Origin of the sequence: Micromonospora trifolii (assembly GCF_050516465.1) — a bacterium.
Taxonomy (GTDB): Bacteria; Actinomycetota; Actinomycetes; order Mycobacteriales; family Micromonosporaceae; genus Micromonospora; species Micromonospora trifolii.
On record NZ_CP191526.1, the window covers coordinates 7,046,758 to 7,067,735 of the forward strand.

At 72.3% G+C, this 20,978-nt stretch carries 19 protein-coding genes; 12 read left to right on the forward strand and 7 right to left on the reverse strand.

Annotation, left to right across the window (positions count from 1 at the left end; all coding sequences use genetic code 11):
* Positions 1 to 21: 21 nt before the first annotated feature.
* Together ACQRWP_RS32890 and ACQRWP_RS32895 are read right to left on the reverse strand one after the other, a co-directional pair.
* Positions 22 to 825 (reverse strand): zf-HC2 domain-containing protein, encoded by an 804-nt coding sequence (locus ACQRWP_RS32890; protein WP_430500022.1) that lies wholly within the window; start codon positions 823 to 825, stop codon positions 22 to 24.
* On the reverse strand, positions 822 to 1,373 hold the full coding sequence (locus ACQRWP_RS32895) for an RNA polymerase sigma factor (protein ID WP_238681790.1): 552 nt from the start codon (positions 1,371 to 1,373) through the stop codon (positions 822 to 824). Before ACQRWP_RS32895 ends, ACQRWP_RS32890 begins: the two co-directional genes overlap by 4 nt.
* Before the next feature lie 306 nt (positions 1,374 to 1,679).
* Between ACQRWP_RS32895 and ACQRWP_RS32900 the strand changes: the two genes are divergently transcribed.
* A complete protein-coding gene (locus ACQRWP_RS32900) occupies positions 1,680 to 2,972 on the forward strand; it encodes a multidrug effflux MFS transporter (protein ID WP_430500023.1) in 1,293 nt (430 codons plus the stop codon).
* A 49-nt stretch (positions 2,973 to 3,021) separates the two neighbouring features.
* Here the strand turns inward: ACQRWP_RS32900 and ACQRWP_RS32905 are convergent, their stop codons facing one another.
* Positions 3,022 to 3,693 carry a hypothetical protein gene (locus ACQRWP_RS32905; protein WP_430500024.1) on the reverse strand — a complete coding sequence of 224 codons (672 nt, stop codon included), beginning with the start codon at positions 3,691 to 3,693 and terminating at the stop codon, positions 3,022 to 3,024.
* 23 nt (positions 3,694 to 3,716) lie between these two features.
* On the opposite strand from ACQRWP_RS32905, the gene ACQRWP_RS32910 reads away from it, so the two are divergent.
* The gene (locus ACQRWP_RS32910) at positions 3,717 to 4,235 is read left to right on the forward strand and encodes an acyl-CoA thioesterase (protein WP_091394150.1); all 519 of its coding nucleotides are present in this window, start codon (positions 3,717 to 3,719) and stop codon (positions 4,233 to 4,235) included.
* A 143-nt stretch (positions 4,236 to 4,378) separates the two neighbouring features.
* Positions 4,379 to 6,376: an acetoacetate--CoA ligase gene (locus tag ACQRWP_RS32915; protein WP_430500025.1), complete on the forward strand. Its 1,998-nt coding sequence runs from the start codon at positions 4,379 to 4,381 to the stop codon at positions 6,374 to 6,376.
* 137 nt (positions 6,377 to 6,513) lie between these two features.
* On the opposite strand, the gene ACQRWP_RS32920 is transcribed toward ACQRWP_RS32915, so the two are convergent.
* The gene (locus ACQRWP_RS32920) at positions 6,514 to 7,203 is read right to left on the reverse strand and encodes a TIGR03089 family protein (RefSeq protein ID WP_430500026.1); all 690 of its coding nucleotides are present in this window, start codon (positions 7,201 to 7,203) and stop codon (positions 6,514 to 6,516) included.
* Positions 7,204 to 7,357: 154 nt separating this feature from the next.
* Here ACQRWP_RS32920 and ACQRWP_RS32925 point away from each other — a divergent pair, with 154 nt between their 5' ends.
* The gene (locus ACQRWP_RS32925; RefSeq protein WP_354941282.1) at positions 7,358 to 8,503 is read left to right on the forward strand and encodes a glycosyltransferase family 4 protein; all 1,146 of its coding nucleotides are present in this window, start codon (positions 7,358 to 7,360) and stop codon (positions 8,501 to 8,503) included.
* 63 nt (positions 8,504 to 8,566) lie between these two features.
* Entirely contained in the window at positions 8,567 to 9,658 is a 1,092-nt protein-coding gene (locus ACQRWP_RS32930; RefSeq protein ID WP_430500027.1) for a mannose-1-phosphate guanylyltransferase, read from the forward strand.
* Here ACQRWP_RS32930 and ACQRWP_RS32935 read toward each other — a convergent pair.
* The gene (locus tag ACQRWP_RS32935; protein ID WP_430500028.1) at positions 9,627 to 10,244 is read right to left on the reverse strand and encodes an NUDIX hydrolase; all 618 of its coding nucleotides are present in this window, start codon (positions 10,242 to 10,244) and stop codon (positions 9,627 to 9,629) included. The genes ACQRWP_RS32930 and ACQRWP_RS32935 overlap by 32 nt on opposite strands.
* 39 nt (positions 10,245 to 10,283) lie before the next feature.
* On the opposite strand from ACQRWP_RS32935, the gene ACQRWP_RS32940 reads away from it, so the two are divergent.
* Positions 10,284 to 11,330 (forward strand): hypothetical protein, encoded by a 1,047-nt coding sequence (locus ACQRWP_RS32940; RefSeq protein WP_430500029.1) that lies wholly within the window; start codon positions 10,284 to 10,286, stop codon positions 11,328 to 11,330.
* 278 nt (positions 11,331 to 11,608) lie between these two features.
* Positions 11,609 to 12,601, forward strand: coding sequence for an ArsR/SmtB family transcription factor (locus tag ACQRWP_RS32945; protein ID WP_430500030.1), 993 nt, complete (start codon positions 11,609 to 11,611; stop codon positions 12,599 to 12,601).
* A 33-nt stretch (positions 12,602 to 12,634) separates the two neighbouring features.
* Here ACQRWP_RS32945 and ACQRWP_RS32950 read toward each other — a convergent pair whose 3' ends face one another.
* Positions 12,635 to 13,720 carry a coenzyme F420-0:L-glutamate ligase gene (locus tag ACQRWP_RS32950; RefSeq protein ID WP_430500031.1) on the reverse strand — a complete coding sequence of 362 codons (1,086 nt, stop codon included), beginning with the start codon at positions 13,718 to 13,720 and terminating at the stop codon, positions 12,635 to 12,637.
* Positions 13,717 to 14,664 (reverse strand): 2-phospho-L-lactate transferase, encoded by a 948-nt coding sequence (cofD, locus tag ACQRWP_RS32955; RefSeq protein WP_430500032.1) that lies wholly within the window; start codon positions 14,662 to 14,664, stop codon positions 13,717 to 13,719. Before cofD ends, ACQRWP_RS32950 begins: the two co-directional genes overlap by 4 nt.
* A gap of 98 nt (positions 14,665 to 14,762) precedes the next feature.
* On the opposite strand from cofD, the gene ACQRWP_RS32960 reads away from it, so the two are divergent.
* The 5 genes from ACQRWP_RS32960 (at position 14,763) to ACQRWP_RS32980 (ending at position 20,850) form a co-directional block, all read left to right on the forward strand.
* The gene (locus ACQRWP_RS32960) at positions 14,763 to 15,779 is read left to right on the forward strand and encodes a hypothetical protein (RefSeq protein ID WP_430500033.1); all 1,017 of its coding nucleotides are present in this window, start codon (positions 14,763 to 14,765) and stop codon (positions 15,777 to 15,779) included.
* A gap of 291 nt (positions 15,780 to 16,070) precedes the next feature.
* Positions 16,071 to 18,614: a bifunctional FO biosynthesis protein CofGH gene (locus tag ACQRWP_RS32965; RefSeq protein ID WP_430500034.1), complete on the forward strand. Its 2,544-nt coding sequence runs from the start codon at positions 16,071 to 16,073 to the stop codon at positions 18,612 to 18,614.
* Between the two features lie 162 nt (positions 18,615 to 18,776).
* Positions 18,777 to 19,055: a hypothetical protein gene (locus ACQRWP_RS32970; protein ID WP_196921188.1), complete on the forward strand. Its 279-nt coding sequence runs from the start codon at positions 18,777 to 18,779 to the stop codon at positions 19,053 to 19,055.
* Positions 19,056 to 19,106: 51 nt separating this feature from the next.
* Positions 19,107 to 20,501, forward strand: a complete 1,395-nt coding sequence (locus tag ACQRWP_RS32975) for a DUF4331 domain-containing protein (RefSeq protein ID WP_430500035.1) — start codon at positions 19,107 to 19,109, stop codon at positions 20,499 to 20,501.
* Between the two features lie 19 nt (positions 20,502 to 20,520).
* Positions 20,521 to 20,850, forward strand: coding sequence for a phospholipase (locus ACQRWP_RS32980; RefSeq protein ID WP_355494408.1), 330 nt, complete (start codon positions 20,521 to 20,523; stop codon positions 20,848 to 20,850).
* The last annotated feature ends 128 nt before the right edge of the window (positions 20,851 to 20,978 follow it).

Genomic DNA, 20,978 nt, shown 5'->3' on the forward strand with positions numbered 1-20,978 from the left:
TTCGGCGCTGGCTCGATGTCGTCATCGGTGCAGAAGGTTCTGATGCGGTTCGTGCGGCCGCCGCCAGGCTCGGAGGAGCACGACGGCCGTCAACGCCACGGTGGCGAGCGCCCACCCCGGCAGGCTGCCGCCGGTGAGGACCGCCGGAAGTCGCCCGTCGGCGAGGCTCGGCACGACCACACCGGCCGACCAGGCGACGGTCAACGCGAGTGCCGCGCGGTCGACCCCCACCACCGCGCCCAGCGCCAACGCGCCGGCGGTGAACCCCAGGGCGGGCAGCAACCAGAGGCCGGGGGAGTGCCCGGTGACCCAGCCCGCCACCGCCAGCACCGGTATGACCGCCGACAGCACCCCCAACGTGCGGCGCATCAGCAGCGGCAGGCCGGTGCGGGGCATGGTGGCCGTCAGCTCCCAGGCCGGGTCGAGGCGCCGGCTCCAGACCGCCGCCACCGGCAGCAGCGGCGCCACCGGCGCGATCAGCAGCACCAGCGACGGCAGGCTGGTGAACGTCCACTCGAACAGGGCCGCGGCCAGCATCAACCCGGTGGCGGTGACCAGCCAGGGCAGCACCCGGGCGGCGACCCCGGTGCGCAGCAGCCGGTGCCGGCGTACCGGACCCGGACCGGTGGCGATTCCGGTGGCGATCTCGTTGGCCACCCGGTCCAGCAGGTCCCGGGTGCCCGGGTCGACGGCGTCCGTCAGCACCGCTCGGCAGGCGGCGCAGGTCTCCAGGTGCGCCTCGACCGCCCAGATGGCCGTGTCGTCGACGCCGGTGCCGCCGGAGGCGTACTGGGAGATGAGGGTGGGCGACGGGTGAGTGGTCATGACAGCGCCTCCCGGAGGGCGATTCGGGCCCGCCGGGCCCGGGTCTTCACGGTCCCCTCCGGCATGCCGAGCAGCAGGGCGGTCTCCCGCGCGGTCAACCCGTCGAGGACCATCGAGCGCAGCACCTGACGGAGTTCCGCCGGTAGTTCGTGCAGGGCACGTTCCAGGTTGGCGTCCATCCCGCCGGCCAGTGCCTCGTCCTCGGCCGCCGGGGCCACGGTCTCGAAGGTCTGCACCGACGGGATCCGCTCCCGTCGGGCCCGGTGGCGGAACGCGTCGATGAGCCGGTGCGCGGCGATCGTCCACAACCAGCCCACCGCGCTGCCGGAGGTGGAGGACTGCGCCTGGCTGCCGGCCGACCGCCAGACCGCCAGGTACGTCTCCTGCAACACCTCGGCCACCACGTCCTCGTCGGCGCAGCGCCGACGCAGTCGCGCGGTCAACCACGGGGCGGTACGCCGGTACAGCGCGTCGAACGCGCGCCGGTCGCCCCGGGCGACGCGGCGAAGGAGTTCACCCTCGTCGAGCCCGTCCAGACTTCGTTTCACACCAGGCAAGACGACGCGTACCCCGGCCCCGGTTCTGATCCTGATGTGACCCCGGTCACATCAGGCCCGGCTGGACGGGGCGGGGTGACTCCCCACACACCGGGAACGTCATCCGCCACCGAGGTGTTGCCGAGCGAGAGGATCACCCTCGGATCATCGCCCTACCCGGCCGCCCCCGCCACGACCCCTGCCTCGTCACGTCCACGCTGCCCACCTCGGGCATCCCACACCGTGCCGCCACGTCCACGCGGTCCGGTGACGCCCCGCGCCGCCGCTCGTGACGACGCGCCCCGCAGAGAGATCGAGATGATGAAGCAGTTGGTGGAGAAGACCGGACGCGATACCGCCGTCGCGCAAGAGGTGCTGCCCGGCGACCTGATGACCAACCGTCAGCGGGCGCAACTCGTCCTCGTGCTGGGCGCGTTGATCGCGATCGGGCCGTTGACCATCGACATGTACCTGCCCGCGCTACCCGCCATCACGGCGGGCCTGCAGACCACCGAGACCGCTGTGCAGTTGACGCTGACCGGCACGCTCGTCGGCCTCGCGCTGGGCCAGCTGTTGATCGGGCCGCTCTCCGACGTGGTCGGGCGGCGGGTGCCGCTGCTGGCCGGGTTGGCCGCGCACATCGTGGCCTCCGTCCTGTGCGTCTTCGCGCCCAACATCACGGTGCTCGGCGGCCTGCGCGTACTCCAGGGGCTCGGCGTCGCCGCCGCCACAGTGGTCGCGACCGCGGTGGTCCGCGACCTGTTCAGCGGGGCCTCCTTCGCCCGGATCTTCTCCCGGCTGATGCTCGTCATGGGTCTCGCGCCCATCCTCGCGCCGACGCTGGGCAGTGGCCTGCTGAGCTGGACCGACTGGCGGGGCGTCTTCGCGGCGCTGGCGGTGCTGGGGGCGCTGCTGATCGTCGTGGCCGCGTTCCGGCTCCCGGAGACCCTTCCGGTGGCGCGTCGGCGGCACGGCGGGGTGCGCGCCACCCTGCGCGACTACCGGGGGCTGGTCAACGACCGTGCGTTCGTCGGCCTGGTGCTCGTCGCCGGGCTGGCGATGGCGGCCCTGTTCGCGTACGTCTCGGGTTCGTCGTTCGTGCTCCAGCAGGAGTACGGCCTCGACGAGCAGCAGTTCGGCATCGCTTTCGGGGCCGGCGCTGTGGGCCTGATCGGGGCCACCCAGTTCAACGTGCGGCTGCTGCGCCGCTACACCCCGCAGCAGATCCTGGTCAGCGCACTGATCGCCGGCACGGCGGCCGGCCTCCTGCTGGTCATGTTCGCGGCGACCGGCATCGGTGGCCTGGGCACCCTGCTCGCGTCACTGTGGCTGGTCCTGGCCGCGGCCGGCCTGGCCCTGCCCAACGCGCCGGCGCTGGCCATGAGCCGGCACAGCGAGGCCGCTGGCACCGCCGCGGCGCTGCTCGGCGCGGTGCAGTTCGGCATCGGCGCGGTGTCGGCGCCACTGGCCGGTCTGTTCGGCACCGGGAGCGTACCGATGGCGATCGTCATCGCGGGCGGCATGGCCGCCGCGTTGATCGTCATGGTCCTCGTCGTTCCCCGCGCCAGCCTCGGCACTGTCGACAGGGACCTGGCGGTCGCGCTGCACTAGCCCGGAAGAGACGAAAGGGGCGGGCCGGTGGACCGGCCCGCCCCGACGATCAGCGGATCTCGGTGGTGTCCTCGGGGCGCGGTTGACCGCGCGGTGGGGCGGACCAGGGTGATTCGCCACCCACCCGGCGGGGCAGCGGCTCGGTCGCTGTCGAGTCCGCCGGGTAACCCAGAGTGAGGGGCGCGGTGTCGCGCTCCGCGGGCGCGGGGGCCGGCCAGTCGGTCAACGTGAAGTCGTCGTTGCGGGGGCCTCCGTCCGACACGGGGGTGGGTGCCGCGGCCGGTTCGGTCGCCGGGCTCGGCCACTGCCGCCAACGTTGTTGGCTGAAGGTCGCCATCAGCAGCAGCAGGCCGAGCAGGAAGAGCGTGCCGTTCTCCACGGGCAGTCGCAGCGGCAGAGGATCGCCGAACACCTTCCACTCGTGCGGGATCGCGTCCCGCACCGAGAAGGGCGCCACGAACATCCCGATGTACGGGGTGACCAGCAGCGCTCCGGCCACCATCGGGCCCAGCGGCGAGAAGCGCAGCGTGCCGAGCAGGCCCAGCAGGACACCGCCGACACCGAGGTACACGGCCGGCTCGATCAGGTTGGCGGTGTTGAACGTGCCGATCTCCACCCAGCGGTCGACCGTCCGGCTCGACCCGTCCTGCCCCAGTGTGACCAGCACCCAGGTGATGGGCGCCACCACCAGCCCGGCGAGGAAGCTCCAGAGATGTCGCATCCGCGCACCGTACCGTTTTCGACATGACTGAGCACCTCTCCGCCGCTCCAACCGGCAAGCCGACGTCGTACTCGCGCGTCACTCTCAGCAAGATCATGACCGCGGTGGACGTCAACCTCTACGGCACCGTGCACGGCGGGGTTCTGATGAAGTTCGTCGACGACGTGGCCGGGGCCGCTGCCGCCCGACACAGCGGCGGCACCGCGGTGACCGCGGCGATCGACGAGATCGTCTTCTCCGAGGCGGTCCGGGTCGGCGACCTGGTGCACGCGCACGCCCAGGTGAACTGGACCGGCCAGACCTCGATGGAGGTGGGCGTGCGGGTGGTGGCCGAACGGTGGGACTCGGCCGAGGACGCGCCGGTCCGGGTGGCCACCGCGTACCTGGTGTTCGTCGGGGTGGACGTGGGTGGGGCGCCGCGGGCGGTCCGCCCGGTGCTGCCGGAGACGGCGGAGGACGAGCGCCGGTACAAGGAGGCGGAGATCCGCCGAGCGCACCGGCTGGCCCGCCGCCGCGCCATCCAGGCCCACCGCGCCGGCTGACCCACATGAGGTGCCGGGTTGGAGTGTGGGACGGGCACGCGTCGGTTGGCCTACCCGGTGCGCAGAATGGCGCTTCGAGGTAGGGCAAGATGGCGCCACGGCCCAGTCACAGTGTCGTGTCGGGCCAGGGGGAGGGTGGAGCAGTGGGTGACATGCTGTGGACGCCGCCGGCGGACGTACGTGAGCGGTCCCGGATCGGCGCCTACCTGCGCTGGCTGCGGGAGCACCGCGGGCTGGACTTCGCCGACTACGACGCGCTGTGGCGCTGGTCCACCACCGATCTGGACGGGTTCTGGCGCTCGATCTGGGACCACTTCGAGGTGATCGCGCACACCCCGCCGACCGCCACCCTGGCCGAGCGGGGGATGCCCGGCGCCCGTTGGTTCCCCGACGCCACGCTCAACTACGCGGAGAACGTGCTGCGGATGCCGGGGCGGGCCGACGACGACCCGGTGGTGATCTCCCACGGGCAGACCCGGGTGCCGGTCACGCTGACCGCCGGTGAGCTGCGCGAGCAGGTCCGCCGGGTGTCGGCCGGGCTGCGCCGGCTCGGCGTCACCGCCGGCGACCGGGTGGCGGCGTACGCCCCGAACATCGCTGAGACGTACGTCCTGCTGCTGGCCAGCGCCAGCCTGGGCGCGATCTTCTCGTCCTGCGCGCCCGAGTTCGGCACCCGCAGCGTCACCGACCGTTGGCAGCAGATCGAACCGACGGTGCTGGTCGCCGTCGACGGCTACCGGTACGGCGACAAGCCGGTGGACCGGCGTGCCGAGGTTGCCGCGATCCGGGCCGCCCTGCCGTCGCTGCGCCACACGGTCAGCATCGGTTACCTCGACCCCACGGGCCCCGCGCCCGAGGGCGCGCTGGGCTGGGCCGAGCTGGCCGCGCCCACCGACGAGCCGTTGACGTTCACGCCGGTGCCGTTCGACCACCCGCTCTACGTGCTCTACTCCTCGGGCACCACCGGGCTGCCGAAGCCGATCGTGCACGGCCACGGCGGCATCCTGCTGGAGCACCTGAAGATGCTCGCCCTGCACCACGACCTGGGCCCGGCCGACCGGTTCTTCTGGTTCACCACCACCGGCTGGATGATGTGGAACTTCCTGGTCTCCGGCCCGGCAGTGGGTGCGGCCATCGTGCTCTTCGACGGCAACCCGGGGGTCCGGGCGGAGCCCGGCCGGCCGGCTGAGCCTGACCTCGGCGGGCTGTGGCGGCTGGCGGCGGAGACCGGCACCACGTACTTCGGCACCTCCGCGCCGTACCTGCTGGCCTGCCGCAAGGCTGGGCTGGTCCCCCGGGAGGTCGCCGACCTGTCGGCGCTGCGCGGCGTGGGTTCCACAGGTGCGCCGCTGCCCGCCGAGGGCTTCCGCTGGGTGTACGAGACCGTCGGCGACCACCTCCAGCTCCAGTCGCTCTCCGGCGGCACCGACGTGTGCACCGGTTTCGTCGGTGGGGTGCCGCTGCTGCCTGTGTACGCCGGTGAGATCGCCTGCCGGGCGTTGGGCGCCAAGGTGGAGGCCCGTTCCGCCGACGGCACGCCGGTCATCGGTGAGCTCGGCGAGCTGGTGATCACCGAACCGATGCCGAGCATGCCGGTGGGCTTCTGGAACGACAGGGACGGCACCCGCTACGCGGAGGCGTACTTCGGCGTCTACCCGGGCGTCTGGCGGCACGGCGACTGGATCACCATCAACGAGCGGGGTGGCTGCGTGATCACCGGCCGCTCCGACGCCACGCTGAACCGCGGTGGGGTGCGGCTCGGCACCGCCGAGTTCTACTCGGTCGTGGAAGGGCTCGACGAGGTGCTCGACTCGGTCGTCGTGCACCTGGAGGACGACGAGGGCGGCGCGGGTGAGCTGCTGCTCTTCGTGGTGCTGGCCGAGGGTCTGGAGTTGGACGACCCGATGCGCGCGAAGATCTGCCGTGAACTGCGCACGGCGCTCTCACCCCGGCACGTGCCCGACGAGATCCATCAGGTGCGTTCGGTGCCCCGTACCCTCTCGGCGAAGAAGCTGGAGGTGCCGGTCAAGAAGATCCTCACCGGCACGCCGGTCGACCAGGCCGCGGCGAAGGGCGCCCTGGTCAACCCCGAGTCCCTGACCGCCTTCGCCGCCCTGGCCCAACGCCGCGCGAAGCCCTGACCCCTTCCCCCGCGATCTTGCCCTCGGCTCGCGTCGATCATGGAGTTGTGGTGCCCCACAGAACGGGCATCGGCGTATCAACTGCCCACCACGACTCCATGATCGACCCCTAGGCGGACCAGGGTGCGGCGGGCCGGTTACGGGAGGGGGTGTGTGACTTTCTCCGTGGTCAGCCTGGCGGCTCGGCGGGCCGGGTCTGGGTTGGCGTTGAGGACCACGGTGGCGGCCCGGGTCAGCGGGGCCAGCAGCCAGTCGACCGGGTCGGGGTAGCGGGTGGCGTCCACGAAGATTCGCGCGCCGGGCTCGATGCCCAACTCGGTGGCGCGGGCCTCGGCGCGGCCCAGCAGGTGCGCGTCGGTGGGGCCCGCGCCGGATTGCGGCGTGAAGTGGTCACCGTGTCCGCGTACCTCGACGACGTAGTCGGCGAACCCGGGTGGCACCTGCCGAAGCGGGGCGGCGAGCGGGGCCAACCCGAGGGCGTACCGCTCGTCGGCGGACCAGGACTGCGCCTCGTCGAACTGGTCGGCGGCGGCGAAGAGCACCCCCACGTCGCCCGGCGTGTCGACGACGCTCAGCTTGGTCGACCAGCAGCCCAGCAGCACCGCCGCGGTCTGCCAGTGTGGCGGCAGCAGCACGCCGGCCGGGGTGCCCGGCGCGAGGCCGACCTCGTCGACGAGGAGGTTGGCGGTCTTCGCCACCCAGTTGGCCAAGGTGACGCCGGAGAGTTCGGTGCGGTCGCCGGTGGCGTCGTCGTACCAGGTGAGCAGCGGTCGGGTCGGGTCGGTCGCGATCGCGTCGGCGAACACCCGGGCAATGTTGTCGGCCATCGGCGCGAACGATACGCCCCTGCGGGCCGTACTCGATGACGATGACAAGTCGGCGTACCGTCGGGTCGCAGTCAGCGTCGGCCCCGCGCCCCGGCGTAGGCTTTACCCCCTGAGTGTTGTTCCCCACAGGCCCGCCAGTTCAAGGAGTCGCCCCGTGACCGCCGGTCGCCCGCCCCGCGTGCTCATCGACGCCACGAGTGTCCCCACCGACCGTGGTGGTGTCGGTCGATACGTCGACGGTCTGCTCGGTGCCCTCGGCAAGGTGTGCGGGTCGGGGGTGGAGCTGGCGGTGGTCAGCCTCCGCACCGATCTGGAGCGCTACACCCGCATGCTGCCCGGCGCGGAGATCATCCCGGCCCCGGCCGCCGTGGCGCACCGCCCGGCCCGGCTCGCCTGGGAGCAGACCGGCCTGCCGCTGCTCGCCCAGCAGGTGGGCGCAGAGGTGCTTCACTCGCCCTTCTACACCTGCCCGCTGCGGGCCGGGTGTCCGGTCACGGTCACCGTGCACGATGCGACGTTCTTCACCGAGCCGGAGCATTACGACAAGTCGCGCCGCACGTTCTTCCGCAGCGCCATCAAGACCTCGTTGCGCCGCGCCAATCGGGTGATCGTGCCCAGCAAGGCCACCCGGGACGAGCTGATCCGGCTGCTCGACGCCGACCCGACGCGGATCGACGTGGCCTACCACGGCGTCGACCAGGCTGCCTTCCACGCTCCCACCGAGGAGGAGAAGGCCCGGGTACGCGCGCGTCTGGGGCTGGGCAACAGCAGCTACGTCGCCTTCCTCGGTGCCAAGGAGCCCCGCAAGAACGTGCCCAACCTGATCCGTGGGTGGGCGCGGGCGGTGGCTGACCGGGTCGACCCGCCGGCCCTGGTGATCGCCGGTGGGCAGGGGCACGACGAAGACATCGACCGGGCGGTGGCCGAGGTGCCGTCGCACCTGCGTCTGTTGCGCCCCGGCTACCTGCGCTACGCCGACCTGCCGGGTTTCCTCGGCGGTGCCCTGGTCGCCGCGTACCCGTCCTACGGCGAGGGGTTCGGGCTGCCGATCCTGGAGGCGATGGCGTGCGCCGCCCCGGTGCTGACCACGCCCCGGCTCTCGCTGCCCGAGGTGGGCGGCGACGCGGTCGCGTACACCTCGGAGGACCCGGAGCAGATCGGCACCGACCTGGCCGCCCTGCTCGACGACGAGCAGCGGCGGTTGTCGCTGGCGAAGGCGGGGTTCGACCGGGCCAAGGAATTCACCTGGGAGTCCAGCGCCGAGGTGCACATCGCGGCGTGGAGTCGCGCCCGCTCCTGATCCTCCGCGCCGCCGCAGGTGACCCGTGCCACTTTGGGCAGGTACGTCGGGCATGATGTGCGGATGCTCTATGCGGTCATTCCGGCAGGTGGCAGTGGCACGAGGTTGTGGCCGTTGTCCCGCGCCGGCCATCCCAAGTTCCTCCACCCGTTGACCGGCACCAGCGCCTCGCTGCTCCAGGCGACCGTCGAACGGCTCGCGCCGCTGACCACACCGGATCGGACCCTTGTGGTCACCGGTGCCGCGCACGTCGCGGCGGTGGCACGGCAGCTGACCGTGCTGCCGGAGGAGAACATCCTGGTCGAGCCCTCCCCCCGGGACTCCTGCGCGGCGATCGCGTTGGCCGCCGCGGTGATCGCGGCGCGTGACCCGAACGCGGTGATGGGCAGCTTCGCGGCCGACCACCTGATCCGCGACCAGGACAGCTGGGTCTGCACGGTCCAGGAGGCGGTCCGCGGGGCCGAGCAGGGCATGCTGATGACCGTCGGGATCACCCCGACCCGTGCGGAGACCGGCTACGGCTACCTGGAGACCGGCGATCCGACCGAGGGTGTGCCGTGGCGGCCGGTGGCCGAGTTCAAGGAGAAGCCGGCCGCCGAGGTCGCCGAGGCGTACGTCCGTTCGGGCCGGCACCTGTGGAACGCGAGCATGTTCGTGTGGCGGGTGGACGTCTTCCTCGCCGAGCTGGCCCGCCAGCAGCCGGCACTGCATGCCGGCGTCGCCGCGATCGCCGCCGCCTGGGGCACCCCGGAGCAGGACGACGTCCTGGGCGCGATCTGGCCGACCCTGCCGAAGATCTCCGTCGACTACGCGGTGATGGAGGGCGCGGCCACGGCGGGTCGGGTCGCGACGGTGCCGGGCGACTTCGGTTGGAACGACGTCGGTGACTTCCACACCCTGGGTGACGTGCTGCCGGCCGACGACGCGGGCAACGTGGTGCTCGGCACGGAGGCCAAGCCGGGCGTGCTGCTGCGGGACAGCAGCAACCTCGTGGTCGTGCCGCAGTCGGGTCGGTTGGTGGCCGTGCTCGGTCTGCGCGACCTGATCGTGGTGGACACCCCGGACGCGGTGCTGGTCTGCCCGCGCGACCGGGCACAGGACGTCAAGGCCCTGGTCGACGAGCTCAAGGAGCGAGGCGAAGAGGGCTACGTCTGAGGGCGGCGAGGGCCGGTGCGATCAGCTGGACGGTCCCGCCGGCCAGCGGCTCGGGCAGCTGGTCCGGTGGGAACCAGCCCAGCTCCTCGGCCTCGTCGCTGACCTGCTCCACCGCCGAGGGCGGGGCGAGCACCGCGAACCGGACGTCGTAGTGCGCCGAGCCGCCCTGACACTGCACCTGGTGCACGTCCACGTCGATCGGCACCGGGTCGATGCGCAGGCCGGCGATCCCGGACTCCTCGGTGGCCTCGCGGAGCGCGGCGGCGACCAGGGTCTGGTCGGTCGGCTCGCAGTGCCCGCCGAGCTGCACCCAACGCCCGAACTTGACGTGCAGGCAGAGCAGCACCCGGGAGCCGGTGGAGTCCAGTACCAACGCGCTTGCGGTGACGTGCCCGGGCCGGTGCTGCCGGCTCATCGCGACCGGGCCGGCGGCGAGCAGCGTGAGGGTCCGGTCCCGCGCGCTGGCCGCGTCCGGGCTGGTGGGCTGCCAGCCCTCCAGCAACGCGGTGGCGTCGGCGTGCAGCGCCTTGTACGTCTCGGGGTCGGTGGACTGGGCGGTCGGGCCGGTGATCACGGTGTCGGGCACCCCGCCACTGTACGAGCGCGTGCTCCGTACGCTGGTTCGGTGACTCTGCGACTCGTCGAATTCGTGGTGGCCGGTAACGAGGCCAGCGACCTGTTGCCGGTGCGTTCGGCAACGCTGCTGCGCGCGTACGGTGCCCGGCGGGGCTTCTGGACGGTGCTGGACGAGGGGCCGGTGGAGCGCTGCCTCGCGCTGCTGCTGGAGCGCGATGACGGCGAGTGGACGGCCCGGCACGTGCGGGCGGATGCCGGTGTGGAGAACGGGCGGACCGAGGACGGTGAGGCGCTCGCCCACCACGACGGCTGGGTGTACGTCTTCGGCTCCCACTTCGGCTCGAAGGCTGGCCCGCTGCGACCTCGGCGCGCCTTCGTGGCCCGGTTCCGCGAGGACGAGGCGGCGGCCGGGCCGGTGCCGGTGCACGTGGTGCGCAACTCGTTTCGACTGCACCGGGCGGTGAACGATGCTCTCGCCGCGTCGCCGCTGACCCTCCTGCCGGCGGGGGAGCGGGTGCGGGAGCGGTTCATCGTGGAGACGCTGGCCCGGGGGACCGTCCGGGAGAAGAGCTGGGTGAGCCGGTTGGCCCCGGGCGACCTGCCGTTGAACGTGGAGGCGGCGGCGTTCACTCCGGCCGGGACGGTGCTGCTCGGGCTGCGTTTTCCGGTCACCGACGCCGGTGAGCCGATCCTGGTCGAGGTGGCCGGTGTGCCGGGCATGTTCACGGCCGAGCGGGCGTGGCCGCGGGCGTTGGGCGCGTACGTCTTGACCGGGGTCACCCCGCCGGGGCAGCTGACCGGCTTCCGCGCGATCACCCCGACGGCGGACGGCGGGTACGCGGCCGTGATCGGGTCGATCGACGCGCTGGACAAGGGGTCGGTCCTGCTCGACGACCATCCGGGTGGGGGTGAGGTGACCTCCCGGCACGTCCGCTTCCGGCTTACCGGTGGCGAGGCGGGCGACGGGCGCCGGCTCGTCGGGGAGCAGGTGGCGGACCTGGCGCCGTTTCACCACGTCGAGGGGGTGGCGGAGCTGGACGGGCGACCGTTCTACGTCACGGACGAGGACCATCGGGTCGCGCTCTGGGTCGGCTGAGCCGGCGCGGGGGCGGGATGACCGGACGGCACCTCCGCGGAGCAAGGGCCGCAGACCCTCGTGGTGCCGTCCGATCACCGGGGCCTCCCCGGTCCCGGTGCCCCGGCAGCGCGGGCGTCAAGGACGCGCGGCGCCGTGTTCGGGCATGGGAAGCATGCCGAACCGGCCCCGGAGGCGTCGAGGTTTTTCAGTCCAGGCTTAAAGATGGAGATTAGTGCCGGCCAGGTAGAGTCGAACGGTCAACCGGCATCCCCCTGCCGGCGACACGGGAGCGCTCCATGCTGAAGATCCACTTTTCTGGGGAGGACATCCTCCGGACCCGGGTGGCGCCGGCGGCGGACCCGGTCTGGGAGCTGGTCCTCAGCCTGCACGTGCTGCGCGGCCGCACCCGCGATCCGCTGACCGCCAACTGGCGGCGCAGCGTGGCCCGGGATCTGCGCCAGGACTCCGCTTCCGAGCAGCTCCGCATGCTCTTCGCGTTGAACCCGCCGCGTGGCTACTTTCCCGACTTCCTCACCCCGTACGCCAGCGTCGGCGGCTTCGAGGCCGGGCTGGACGCGGTCCGCAGTACCCCCACCGAGTTGCTGCACCGGGACCTGAGCGTGCTGGCCGCCGAGAATCAACTGCCCTCCTCGGCGGCCGCGCTCGCTCGCGGTGAGGTGTCGGCGCTGCACCACCTGGCCGACTCGATGGAGCAGTACCGGTCGCTGGCGATCAGCCCGTACTGGAGTCGGATCCAGGCCGCAGTGGCGGCGGACCGCGCGCGTCGGGCGCGGGCGCTGCTCGACGGCGGTGTCGAGGGCCTGCTCACCAGCCTCCGGCCGGCGATGCGCTGGGAGAGCGGGGTGCTGGAGGTCCGCAGCTACCCGCACAGCCGGGAGCTGCACCTGGACGGCCGTGGGCTGCTGCTGGTGCCGTCGTTCTTCTGCGCGACCACCCCGGTCGCACTGCTCGACCCGGCGCTGCCACCGGTGCTGGTCTACCCGGTGGACCGGCTGGGCGCGTTGGTGTCCGCCGACGCCAGCGCCGCGTCCGGTGCTGCCCGCGATTCACTCGCCGCGCTGCTGGGCCGCACCAGGGCGGCGGTGTTGCAGGCCAGCGACGAGGGCTGCACCACCGGCGAGGTTGCCCGCCAGCTCAACATCTCACCGGCGGCGGCGAGCCAGCACGCCACGGTGCTGCGCAACGCCGGCCTGCTGGTCAGTCACCGCGAACGCAACAGTGTGCTGCACACGTTGACCCCGCTGGGCCGGGCCATGCTGGACGCGTGACCCGGCCGTTCGCACCGGCTGAGGGCGAGGGCTTCAGAGGGCGAGCGCGGCGCTCGCCGGGCTGCCGGGAGGCGGCGGCAACAGGGTCGACCCGACGCCCTGGGCGGCCAGGGCGACGCGCAGCCGGTGCAGATCGGCGCCGAAGCGGACCAGACCCATCGGCTCGACGGGCGTCGGGGCCGAGCCGAGCAGCAGGTCCGCGCCGTCCGGCCACCCGGGCATCTCAGCGACCAGACCGGCGCGTACCTCGGCCTCGTCGACCAGAGTGAAGACCGTGCCGGGGGCAACCACCCCGGCGACCGCGTCGATCGCCCGTCGCACCGCGGTCAGGTCGGCCGGTGTCGCGCCGGGACCGTCGGTCAGGGTGGCGCCCTCCGAGAGCCCGGCGGCGCGGGCCTCGGCGGTACCGAGCGAGAACAGGTCCTGCGCCGCGTCGCGGATCAACGCCCGCGCGCCACCGGCGTCGTCCGGACTGGTGGCGGGCAGGTAGCCCCGCACCACCGCGACGGGGACCTGATCGCACTTGCCCTTGATCAGCTCGCCGGCACCCGCCAGCTCGTCCACCACGGCCATCTGGGTCAACTGCAACTCGTTGCCGTACGGGTCGACCTCGCCCCGGTGGTCGCGGATGGCCGGCATCCCGGCCACACCGAGCGCCACGTCGGTGAGCCCGTTGCGCCAGGGCCGACCCATCGTGTCGCTGATGATCACGGCCAGGTCCAGGTCGTAACGCTCCCGCAGCGCGTCCCGCAGAGCCCGCGCCGAGGCGTCCGGGTCGACCGGCAGCAGCACCAGTTGGGTCTTGTCCACGTTCGACGCGTCGATCCCCGCCGAGGCCATCACGAAGCCGTGGTGGGTCTGCACGATCCGGGTCGCCCCCCGGCTGGCGACCACCCGGGCGGTCTCACCGGCCAGGACCTCGTCCCGGGCGGCCAGCCGTTCCGGCCCGTCCGCCGGCACGTCGACGAGCCGCCCCTCCGCCTTGGAAACGATCTTGCTGGTGACTACCAGCACGTCGCCGTTGCGCAACCACGGCGCGGCGGTCGCGATCACCGCGGCCAGGTCGTCACCCTCGGTCACGTGACCGATGCCGAGCACCGGCAGAATCTCCAGCCTCACGTCAACTCCACCGCGGCGCGGACCATGGCCGCCGTCGCCGCCTCGTCGGTCATCCGCAGCGGCACCGCGCGGACCGTCACCTCGGGCACCACAGTGCCCGCGTCCTCCTCGGCCACCAGCCAACCGTCGAGCAGGCCGCCGCTCGCCCGGCCGCCGTAGAGCCGACCCACCCCCGCCGCGCTGCACTCCACACCGAGCACGTCCAGGCAGCGGTCGGCCATCCCCCGCACCGGCGCGCCGCCGATGATCGGGGACACACCCACCACCGGCGCCGGGCCGTCCGCCACCGCCTCACGCATCCCCGGTACGGCCAGCACCGGCGCGACGCTCACCACCGGGTTGCTCGGCGCGATGAGCACCAGGTCGGCCGAGGCGATCGCGTCCAGCACCCCGGGCGCCGGCTTCGCCGTCTCCGCGCCGACGAACACGAAACGGTGCGTGGGGATGTCGGCGCGGTACCGCACCCACCACTCCTGGAAGTGGATCGCCCGCTGACCCTGGTCGTCCTCCACCACGGCGTGGGTCTCCAGGCGGTCGTCCGTCGCCGGCAACAGGCGTACGCCCGGCTCCCAGCGGCTGGCCAGCGCCTCGGTGACCGCGCTCAACGGGTAACCGCCGTTGAGCATGGTGCTGCGGACGAGGTGGGTGGCGATGTCCTTGTCGCCGAGGCCGAACCAGGTCGGCTCTGCCCCGTACGCGGCCAACTCCTGTTTGACCGTCCAGCTCTCGCCGACCCGACCCCAGCCCCGTTCCGGGTCGGCGCCCCCGCCGAGCGTGTACATGACGCTGTCCAGGTCGGGGCAGATCTTCAACCCGTGTAACCACAGGTCGTCGCCGACGTTGACAACGGCGGTCACCTCCGCGCCGACGTCACGGGCGTACGCCCGGACCCCGAGCAGGAACCGGGCGCCGCCGATGCCGCCGGCCAGAACCACGATGCGCATGTCGACCATCCTCGCGCACGTGACGCCTCCGATCCGTGGGTGGCCCGCGAGACTAGGCTCACGTGCACCCTGTCCGTTGATGCCCCGAGGGGGAACTCGTGACCAGCCCCGCCGAGCCCGCGTCCGCTGACGCGACGCAGGCCCGCCAGCTGACCAAGCCGCTACGGGAGCTCGCCGCGCTCGCGCTGCTTGGCGCCAACGCCGTGTTCCTCTTCGTGGGCCTGCTCCGGCTCATCGCCCCGAACGACTACAGCTCCTTCACCGACCGCGCGGGCAGCGCCTTCTACGCGTTCATCGGGGTGGAGGCGGTGGGTCTCCCACTGCTGGCGGTGCTGCTGGCCACGCACATCTCGCCGGTGTTGGCGAAGGCGAAGCTGATCACGCAGGCAGCCGTCGTCGAGTACGCGGTCAGCGCCCTGTTCGGCACGCTGACCATGCTGATCTGGACGGTGGGCCGGCTGGCCGAGGCCGAGGTGCTCGACGCGCTGCTCGGTGTGCTCACCCGGTTCGCCTGGATGGTGATCTTCGCGATCGCCGCCTGGGTGGTCTACACCATCTGGCGCGCCCACTACTACGTGCCGCGCCCCAAGCCGCAGCCGGGCGTCTACGGCCAGCCCCAGCCGGGCTGGCCGCAGCAGCAGGGTGGCTGGCCGGCCCCCGGCCGGCCCGGCGGCCAGCCGCAGGGCGGATGGCCGGCCCCCGGCCAGCCCGGCGGCTACCCGCAGGCTGGTCAGCCCGGCGGTTACCCGCAGGCTGGTCAGCCGGGTGGCTACCCGCAGGCCGGCCAGTACGGCCAGCAGTCGCCGCCGTTCCAAGCCCCGCAGTCGGCGCCGCCGCATCCGCAGTCGGCTCCGCCGTTCCCGCAGTCCACGCCGCCGTTCCAGGCGCCGCAGTCCGCGCCGCCGGCGAACCCCGCTCCCCAGTCGGCGTCGCCGTCCCCGGCCGCGCCGCCGCCCTCCGCGCCGCCGTTCGGGCAGCCGCCGTCGGCCGACCCCACTCAGGCGATCCCGCGCCAGCCCGCCGACCCGACCGAGGTCATCTCCCACCCGGCCGACCCGGACACCGACCGCACCCGACACATCAAGCCCAACGACCACCCCGACCAGCCCCGCTGACCCGAAGACCGAGGCGATCTTGCACTTTCGGTAGTCGAAACAAGCGAGGTGTCCCCTAAGCCGGACACAAACTGCAAGATCGCGAACCACAGGCGTCCCCAACTTCGTCGATCATGGAGTTGTGGTGCCAGGTTTGAGGCGTACCAGGCGCTTTGTCACCCACCACAACTCCTTGATCGACGGGGCGAGGCGGGCGGTGCGGCGCAGGGCGGGGTTGACGGCGCGGCGCGGCGTGGGGCGGGCGTGGTGGGGACTGGTTGGGTGTCCTCGCGCTGCGCATAGGGTGAGTGGATGGTTGATCGCACCCACTCCGGCCCGAGCGATGCGAGCGTGCGGCGGGCCCTGGGCCGGGCCGCGAACGGGCGGGCGCTGGATGTCGACGAGGCGACCGCGCTGCTGTCCGCCCGCGGTGCCGCGCTCGACGAGCTGCTCCGGCTTGCCGGCGGGATCCGCGACGCCGGGCTGCGGGACGCCGGGCGGCCGGGTGTGGTCACGTACTCCAAGAAGGTCTTCATCCCGCTGACCCGGCTCTGCCGGGACCGCTGCCACTACTGCACCTTCGCGACAGTGCCGCACCGGCTGCCGGCGCCGTTCCTGGACCGCGACGAGGTCCTCGCGATCGCCCGGGCCGGTGCCGCGCAGGGCTGCAAGGAGGCGCTGTTCACCCTGGGTGACCGGCCGGAGGAACGCTGGCCGGTGGCCCGGACCTGGTTGGACGAACGCGGTTACGACTCGACCCTGGATTACCTGCGCGCGTGTGCGGTGGCGGTGCTGGAGGAGACCGGCCTGCTGCCGCACCTCAACCCCGGGGTGCTGTCCTGGTCGGAGCTGCAACGACTCAAGCCGGTCGCGCCGAGCATGGGCATGATGCTGGAAACGACCGCGACCCGGCTCTGGTCCGAGCCGGGTGGCCCGCACTTCGGCTCACCGGACAAGGAGCCGGCGGTCCGGTTGCGGGTGCTCGACGACGCCGGCCGGGTCGGGGTGCCGTTCACCACCGGCATCCTGATCGGCATCGGGGAGACCCCGGCGGAGCGGGTGGACGCGCTCTTCGCGATCCGCCGCGCCCACCGCGAGTACGGCCACCTCCAGGAGGTGATCGTGCAGAACTTCCGCGCCAAGCCGGACACGGCGATGCGCGGCATGCCCGACGCGGAGTTGCACGACCTGGCCGCCACGGTGGCGGTGGCCCGGCTGCTGCTCGGCCCGAAGGCCCGGATCCAGGCCCCGCCGAACCTCATCGCCGGCGAGTACGACCTGCTGCTGCGCGCCGGCATCGACGACTGGGGTGGCGTCTCCCCGCTCACCCCCGACCACGTCAACCCAGAGCGCCCCTGGCCGCAGATCGAGGAGCTGGCCCGGCACACCGAGCTGGCCGGGTTCACGCTGCGGGAGCGGTTGACGATCTACCCCGAGTACGTGCGTGCGGGCGACCCGTGGCTCGACCCACGGCTGCTGCCGCACGTCGGTGCCCTGGCCGATCCGTCGACGGGCATGGCGGTCGAGTCGGCGATGCCGCAGGGACGACCGTGGCAGGAGCCGGAGGAGGTGTTCGGCGGGCGGGTCGACCTGCACGCCACCATCGACACCACCGGCCGCACCGACGACCGGCGCGGCGACTTCGACAGCGTCTACGGCGACTGGTCCGAGGTCGCTGGCAAGGTCACCCCCGAGGCGGCCGCGCGCCGGGCGGGCGTACCCCCGGTGCCGGCCGGGGTCGGCGCGGACCGTGACCTGGCGGCCGGGCTCAAGCTCGCCGCCGACGACCCGGCGGCGCTGCTCGACCCCCGACACACCGATGCCGCGCTGGCGCTGTTCGGCGCGGACGGGCCTGCGCTCGACGAGCTGTGCCGCCTCGCCGACGACGTGCGCCGCGCTGCTGTCGGCGACGACGTCACCTACGTGGTCAACCGCAACATCAACTTCAGCAACGTCTGCTACGTGGGCTGTCGCTTTTGTGCGTTCGCGCAGCGTGAGCGGGACGCTGACGCGTACCGGCTCTCCGTCGAGCAGGTCGCGGACCGGGCCGAGCAGGCGTGGGCCCTCGGCGCCAGCGAGGTGTGCCTCCAGGGCGGCATCGACCCGAAGATGCCGGTCACCGGGTACGCCGACATCGTGCGCGCGATCAAGGCCCGGGTTCCCGAGATGCACGTGCACGCGTTCTCACCCATGGAGATCGTCACCGCCGCCGCGAAGGCCGGGGTGCCGATCCGTGAGTGGCTGCTCCAGCTGCGCGAGGCAGGGCTGGACACCATCCCGGGCACCGCCGCCGAGATCCTCGACGACGACGTGCGCTGGGTGCTGACCAAGGGCAAACTCCCGGCCGCCGCCTGGGTCGAGGTGGTCAGCACCGCCCACGAGCTGGGCATCCGGTCCAGCTCCACGATGATGTACGGCCACGTCGACCACCCCGGGCAGTGGCTGGCGCACTTCCGGGTGCTGGCCGGGGTCCAGGACCGCACCGGCGGGTTCACCGAGTTCGTGGCGCTGCCGTTCGTGCACACCAATGCTCCGATCTATCTGGCGGGTATCGCCCGACCCGGGCCGACCTGGCGGGAGAACCGGGCGGTGCACGCCATGTCCCGGCTGCTGCTGCACGGCCGGATCGACAACATCCAGTGCTCCTGGGTGAAGCTCGGTGACGAGGGCACCGTCGCGATGCTCCAGGGCGGCTGCAACGACCTCGGCGGCACGCTGATGGAGGAGACCATCTCCCGGATGGCCGGCTCCGACAACGGTTCGGCGCGTACCGAGGAGCAGTTGCGGGCCATCGCGAAGGCCGCCGGTCGTCCGGCGCGCAAGCGGTCGACTGCGTACGGTCACGCCCGCCCCTGACGTCGAACCTTTCCCCGCCACCGGCCGTACCACGCGATGCCGGCGGCGGTCGCGGCGAGGACCGCCGCCGGTGTCCCCTCAGGGGCCCGGCGGCGTCGCGCGACGGCACCGGACCCGTCCGTCTCCGCGGGCGCGCTCGCGCCACCGCCGGAAAGGTTGCCCATGACCAGTGATCAGCGGAAGCGGCAGTGGCCGCGACTGACCCGCCGGCAGACGTTGACCGCCGCGGCCAGCGCCACCCTCGGCGCCGCCGCGCTCACCGTGCCGGGCCTGTCGGCCGCGCAGAACGCGCCCGGCGCGGCCGGACGAGCCGACGAACCGATCGTCGTGCACCTGCGGGACGCCGACTCCGGAACGATGGACGTGTTCGTCGGTGAGACGCGCATCGAGGTACGCGACCGCGGCCTGGCGGACCGGCTGCGGCGCGCCGCCCGGCGCTGAGCCGACACTCCGCCCCGCCATCCTGTCCCCGCCCAGTGAGGTTGGTCCGTCATGTCTTCCCACCGCGAGGCCCCGGAGATAGCCAAGGATCCGGTCGCCGACAGCTCCGACCTGTACGCGTTCGTCAGCCCCGACAAACGCGACACTGTCACGTTGATCGCCAACTACGTGCCGTTGCAGCTCCCCTCCGGGGGTCCGAACTTCTTCGAGTTCGGCGACGACGTGCGGTACGAGATCCATATCGACAACGACGGCGACGGTCGTCCGGATGTCACCTACCGGTTCGAATTCACCACCGAGATCACCAACCCGAACAGTTTTCTCTACAACACCGGCCCGATCGATTCGCTGGACAGCAGGAATTGGAACCGGCGGCAGTTCTACAGCCTGACCCGGGTGGCCGACGGCCGCGAGCACCGGCTGGCGCACAAGCTGCCCTGCCCGCCGTGCAACGTCGGCCCGCTTTCCACGCCGAAGTACGCCGATCTGGTGCGGCAGGCCACCTACTCGCTGTCCACGGGGGAGCGGGTCTTCGCCGGGCAGCGCGCCGACGGGTTCTTCGTCGACCTCGGGGCGATCTTCGACCTCGGCACGCTGCGGCCGTTCCAGCAACTGCACGTCGCCGGGAAGAAGATCTTCAAGGCCGAGGGGGAGCCGGTCAACGCCACCGACCGGATGAACGTGCACAGCATCGCGGTGCAGGTGCCGTTCGAGCGGGTGCGTCGGCGCGCCAACCGGTACGGTGCCGCCGACCGGGCGTCGGTGATCGGGGTGTGGACGTCGGCATCGCGTCGGCAGGTGCGGGTGCTCGGCGACCGGGGCGGGGCGGACACCAGCACCGGCCCGTTCACCCAGGTCTCGCGGTTGGGCAATCCACTGTTCAACGAGGTCATCGTGCCGATGTCCAAGAAGGACCTGTGGAACTCGCTGCCGCCGTCGGAGGACAAGCGGTTCGCCCAGTTCGTCGAGCAGCCGGAGCTGGCCGCGTTGCTGCCGGCGCTCTACCCGGACGTCTTCCCCAACCTGGACAAGCTCACCAAGGCGAAGAAGGCCCGAGCCGACCTGGTGGCGATCCTGCTCACCGGGGTGCCGGCCGGGCTGATCGACGGCTTCACCAACACCACCGGCGAGGTGCAGGCCGACATGCTGCGACTGAACACCGCGATCCCGCCGACCAAGCGTCCGGACCGGTTCGGGGTGCTCGGTGGCGACCTGGCCGGGTTCCCGAACGGGCGGCGGGTCGGCGACGACGTGGTCAGCATCGCGTTGCGGGCCATCGCCGGGGTCACCGTCCCGCTGGTGGACAAGACGTTCCAACCGGACGCGGCGGCCGCCGCGGTCACCCCGGGGCTGAGCGCCGCCGACGTGACCGCGCCGTTCCTCGGAAACTTCCCCTACCTGGGTACGCCGTACGACGGGTTCAACAACCCGCCGGCGGCGTCCTGATCGGGGCGGGGGCGAGCGGATGCACGAGCACGCGTACGGGCCGTCGGAGACCGGGACCGTCGTCCTCGATCTGGGCGGCGACACCGGCGCCCTGATCGTCTACACGGGTCGGGATCTGCACGGCCGGGAGATCGAGATCAGTCGCGATGACGAACGGCGGGTCCACTCGGCGGTGCGTGAGCGTCGGGTGCGGGACGGCTCGTTCCACAGTGCGGTCTATCCCGATCTGCCGAGTGGAATTTATACCGTCTGGTGGGACGACCGTACGCCCGCCGGCACGATTTCTGTCCATGGTGGAGAGATAGCCGAGTTTGCCTGGCCCAGCAGCGGTTTTGGGGCCGCTGGCTGACCTCGACACATCGGTTTTACCGCCGCGCCCCGTCCACATTGTGGACGGGGCGCGAGTGCTGTCCGCAGCTCGACGGGCAGTCTGCGCCGCACCGCGTTAACCTGTCCCCCACCAAGATCAGCTTAGGG